Origin of the sequence: uncultured Porphyromonas sp., assembly GCF_915070105.1 — a bacterium.
In the GTDB taxonomy this organism is placed as follows: domain Bacteria; phylum Bacteroidota; class Bacteroidia; order Bacteroidales; family Porphyromonadaceae; genus Porphyromonas.
Map to the genome: position 1 here is coordinate 1 of NZ_CAJZFJ010000103.1, position 4,727 is coordinate 4,727.

Sequence of the window (4,727 nt, forward strand, 5' to 3'; positions counted from 1 at the left end):
TCCCTGGTAAGGATGGTCTCCTTCACATCTCGGAGATCGACTGGAAGCGCTACGAGAAGATCGAAGATACGGGGCTACAGGAAGGCCAGCAGATCGAGGTCAAGCTCATCGACATCGATGCCAAGACGGGCAAGTTCAAGCTCAGCCGTCGTGCCCTCCTCCCCAAGCCAGAGGGCTACAAGGAACCCGAGCGTCGCCCCCGCCCTGAGCGTGGCGAGCGTCGTCCCCGATAGCACTCCACTATAAGCATACGGGGTAGCCTCTACCCCTCTATCCCCTGAGTCGCCGTAGATCCAAGTAGCTCGCCCCAGAGAGGGCTGAGCCTCGGGTCTACGGCGACCTCTTTGTATGGGGCGCTATGGAGGCCTATCTATTCGAAGGTTTGATCTATCCTACCTCCTACTGTAACCCATGCCTAAGGTGCCATCTATGAGCTACTTCCCCCAGCTGGGAGAGGCGGTCAATCGGATGAAAGGGCGGACATGACCCTCTAGGGTAGGCTATCTCAGTGATTTACCTTACCTTTGCGCAATAAATAATCAATTCACTAAATTGAACTATTATGGCAACTGACAAAGAACGGTTACTGAGTGAATTTCCGGCCATTAGCACACAGGAATGGAAGGATAAGATCGTAGCCGACTTGAAGGGAGCAGACTTCGACAAAAGACTCGTTTGGCGTACGAACGAAGGATTTAACGTAAATCCCTACTACCGCCGTGAAGACCTCGAAGGCCTCTCCACACCTAATGTAATGCCTGGCGAGTACCCCTACGTGCGCTCCACACGCATGGACAATGAGTGGCTCATCCGCCAAGACATCCACGTCATCGATCCCAAGGAAGCAAATGCAAAGGCTCTGGACATCCTCAACAAGGGTGTTACCTCACTCGGCTTCAAGCTTAGCCGTGACCAGGTAAACAAGGAGACCCTAGCTATCCTCCTCAAGGGCATCATGCCCGAGGCTATCGAGCTGAACTTCACCTGCTGTATCTCTGTCGCTAGCAAGCTCGCTGGCGCTCTAGTAGAGTACCTCACAGGAGCAGGTGCAAACGTCAAGGAGTGCAAGGGATCGATCAACTTTGACCCATTCAAGAAGCAACTCGTCAAGGGTATCTCCAACCCTCAGTGGGTGGCTATGTGCACCGAGCTACTCGAGGCTATTCGTCCTCTGCCTGGCTTCCGTGTCCTCACCGTAAACGCACTGAACATCAGCAACGCTGGTGCCTATATCTATCAGGAACTTGGCTACGCCCTATCTTGGGGTGCAGAGCTACTCGACAAGCTCGGTGAGGCTGGCTACTCAATCGAGGAGCTTACCTCTCGTATCAAGTTCGTCTTCGGCGTCGGATCCAACTACTTCATGGAGCTCGCTAAGTTCCGTGCAGCACGCTGGCTCTGGGCTGAGATCGTAGGCGCCTATGGCGACCAGTATAAGGGTGAGACTGCTAAGATCCACATGCACGCTGTAACCTCCACTTGGAACAAGACCATCTATGATGCGCACGTGAACCTCCTTCGTACACAGACCGAAGCGATGTCCGCTACGCTGGGTGGTGTTGATTCACTCACCGTACAGCCCTTCGACGTTACCTATCAGGAGTCGGATAACTTCTCTGAGCGTATCGCACGCAATCAGCAGCTCCTGCTCAAGGAAGAGTCTCACTTCGACAAGGTCATCGACCCTGCTGCAGGCTCCTACTACCTAGAGCATCTGACGAACGCGATTGCTGGTGAGGCGTGGAAGCTCTTCCTCGCAGTAGAGGAAGAAGGTGGCTTCGCTGCCGCTGCTGAAGCAGGCTCGGTACAGAAGGCAGTCAATGCAAGCAACACCAAGCGTCACGCTGCTGTAGCTGCACGTAAGGAAATCTTCCTCGGTACAAACCAGTTCCCTAACTTCACCGAGACCGCCTCACAGAAGGTACACGCCGAGGAGAAGGGTGGGCACAGCTGTGGCTGTGGTACCCCAACCATCGAAGCCCTATGCTTCGACCGTGGTGCCTCTGAGTTCGAGGCGCTACGTCTCTCTACCGAACGTAGTGGCAAGGAGGTTAAGGTCTTCATGCTCACCATCGGTAACCTAGCGATGCGTCTCGCCCGCTCTCAGTTCTCTAGTAACTTCTTCGCTTGTGCTGGCTACAAGATCCAGGATAACCTGGGCTTCGCTACCGTACAGGAGGGTATAGATGCAGGGCTGGCAGCTGGAGCCTCGATCATCGTCCTTTGCTCAAGTGATGACGAATATGCAGAGTATGCACCCGAGGCCTACAAGTACCTCGCTGGTCGTGCAGAGTTCGTCGTAGCTGGTGCTCCAGCTTGCATGGAGGACCTCAAGGCCGTCGGCATCGAGAACTACATCAACGTCAAGAGCAACGTCCTCGAAACGCTCCGCCAGTTTAACCAAAAGCTCGGTATTAACTAATAGGTAAGGAGACGAAAGAAATGAAACCACAATTCAAGAACATAGATATTAAGTCTGCAGGCTTCGCTCATACCTGTCCCGTCAAGTGGGCTGAAGAGCAGAAGAACGATGCTGTATGGCGTACAGCTGAGCAGATCCTCGTCAAGCCTGTCTACACCGCTCATGACCTAGAGGGCATGGAGCACCTAGACTATGCTTCGGGTATTCCTCCTTACCTGCGTGGTCCATATAGCGGTATGTACGCTATGCGTCCCTGGACGATCCGTCAGTACGCAGGCTTCTCAACGGCTGAGGAATCCAACGCCTTCTATCGCCGTAACCTTGCTTCTGGGCAGAAGGGGCTCTCCGTGGCCTTTGACTTGGCTACCCACCGTGGCTACGACGCTGACCATCCACGTGTCGTCGGGGACGTCGGTAAGGCTGGGGTGTCTATCTGCTCGCTAGAGGACATGAAGGTGCTCTTCGATGGTATCCCCCTCAACAAGATGTCCGTCTCGATGACGATGAATGGAGCCGTACTCCCTGTAATGGCTTTCTACATCAACGCAGGGCTAGAGCAGGGCGCCAAGCTCGATGAGATGGCTGGTACGATCCAGAACGACATCCTCAAGGAATTCATGGTGCGTAATACCTATATCTACCCACCCGAATTCTCGATGCGTATCATCGCCGACATCTTTGAGTACACGTCGCAGAACATGCCTAAGTTCAACTCGATCTCTATCTCTGGCTACCACATGCAGGAGGCTGGAGCTACGGCAGACATCGAGATGGCTTACACACTAGCAGACGGTCTGGAGTACCTCAAGGCAGGTATCGCAGCTGGTATCCCTGTCGATAAATTCGCACCACGTCTCTCCTTCTTCTGGGCGATCGGTATGAACCACTTCATGGAGATTGCTAAGATGCGTGCTGCTCGCTGTCTGTGGGCTAAGATCGTGAACCAGTTCCACCCCGAGAACCCCAAGAGCCTTGCTCTGCGTACGCACAGCCAGACCTCTGGATGGTCACTCACGGAGCAGGATCCCTTCAACAACGTCGGTCGTACGTGTATCGAAGCTATGGGTGCAGCCCTCGGGCACACGCAGTCGCTCCACACCAACGCCCTCGACGAAGCGATTGCTCTGCCTACCGACTTCTCCGCTCGTATTGCTCGTAACACGCAGATCTACATCCAGGAGGAAACCCTCGTATGTAAGGAGATCGACCCATGGGCAGGTTCATACTACGTAGAGAGCCTGACCAACGAACTCATGCACAAGGCTTGGGAGCACATCAAGGAAGTAGAGAGTATGGGCGGTATGGCTAAGGCGATTGAGACGGGTCTACCTAAGATGCGTATCGAAGAGGCTGCAGCTCGTACCCAGGCTCGTATCGACTCTCGTCAGCAGGTCATCGTAGGGATCAATAAGTATCGCCTCGAGAAGGAAGATCCTATTGATATCCTTGAGATCGACAACACCGCTGTACGTGAGCAGCAGATCGCTCGACTCAACGACCTCCGTAAGAACCGTGATGAGGCTGCTGTCAAGAAGGCTCTAGAGGCGATCACTCACTGCGTAGAGACCAAGGAAGGTAACCTCCTAGACCTCGCTGTCAAGGCTGCTGCTCTGCGTGCTTCGCTCGGTGAAATCTCCGATGCTTGTGAGAAGATCGTAGGTCGTTATAAAGCAATCATTAGAACAATCTCAGGCGTGTACTCATCTGAATCAGGCGAAGATAAGGACTTCGTCCGTGCTAAGGCTCTTGCGAAGAAGTTCGCAGAGCGTGAAGGTCGTCAGCCCCGTATCATGATCGCTAAGATGGGTCAGGACGGGCATGACCGTGGTGCGAAGGTCGTAGCTACGGGCTACGCAGACTGTGGCTTTGACGTTGATATGGGTCCTCTCTTCCAGACCCCAGAGGAGTCTGCTCGTCAGGCTGTAGAGAACGACGTACACGTCATGGGAGTTTCTTCCCTCGCTGCAGGGCACAAGACGCTCATTCCTCAGGTCATCGAGGAGCTGAAGAAGCTTGGTCGTCCAGACATCCTCGTCACAGCAGGTGGTGTTATCCCAGCACAGGACTACGAGTTCCTCTATAATGCTGGTGTAGCTGCTATCTTCGGCCCTGGTACGCCAGTAGCCTACTCTGCTGCTAAGGTCCTCGAGATCCTCCTCGGCGAGGAAGCATAGACAAGAGGATCTTCTCTGTCATTATTTTGGTATGGGAGTGCTAGACCCTCTATGAGGTCTAGCACTCCTCTTTTTAGTTTGAAATAATATGAACTCTTTGAGCTTATTTCTATCGGTAAGTTCCTTGTCTT

Annotated in this window: 3 protein-coding genes; all 3 read left to right on the top strand. The window is 53.6% G+C overall.

The window, feature by feature from the left end:
• Positions 1–233 (top strand): S1 RNA-binding domain-containing protein (locus QZ554_RS08130; RefSeq protein ID WP_297195704.1); only part of this gene is annotated, 233 nt, incomplete at its 5' end.
• A 329-nt stretch (positions 234–562) separates the two neighbouring features.
• Positions 563–2,422 carry a methylmalonyl-CoA mutase small subunit gene (gene mutA, locus QZ554_RS08135; RefSeq protein ID WP_297195705.1) on the top strand — a complete coding sequence of 620 codons (1,860 nt, stop codon included), beginning with the start codon at positions 563–565 and terminating at the stop codon, positions 2,420–2,422.
• 20 nt (positions 2,423–2,442) lie between these two features.
• Positions 2,443–4,596: a methylmalonyl-CoA mutase gene (gene scpA / locus QZ554_RS08140; protein WP_297195706.1), complete on the top strand. Its 2,154-nt coding sequence runs from the start codon at positions 2,443–2,445 to the stop codon at positions 4,594–4,596.
• The last annotated feature ends 131 nt before the right edge of the window (positions 4,597–4,727 follow it).